The organism is Komagataeibacter melomenusus, from assembly GCF_013155395.1.
Taxonomy (GTDB): domain Bacteria; phylum Pseudomonadota; class Alphaproteobacteria; order Acetobacterales; family Acetobacteraceae; genus Komagataeibacter; species Komagataeibacter melomenusus.
In genome coordinates, this window is record NZ_JABJWC010000139.1 from 1 (window position 1) to 246 (window position 246).

Consider the following 246-nt stretch of genomic DNA (forward strand, 5'->3'; position numbering starts at 1 on the left):
ATCAGGCCCAGGTCACGCCATGGATGGTCGTGCAGCCCGATTTCCAGTATGTGCTGAACCCTTCCGGCGGCATGGGCGACCCGTCCTGCCCAATGCGCCGTATCGGTAATGAAGCCGTATTCGGGCTGCATGGCAACGTGACATTCTGAACCACCCGGCCCCGGTGGCTTCCGCTTTTTCCTGTTCCTCGGCGTGCCAGAGCACATCCAGTTTGAATGGACATATTCGAACTGGTGAAGATGTTCG

General features: G+C 58.1%; 1 protein-coding gene. It reads left to right on the top strand.

Annotation, left to right across the window (positions count from 1 at the left end):
* Positions 1-149, top strand: a 149-nt coding sequence (locus tag HNW77_RS17425; RefSeq protein WP_172159354.1) for a carbohydrate porin, incomplete at its 5' end; no start/stop codon positions are given.
* Positions 150-246: the final 97 nt, after the last annotated feature.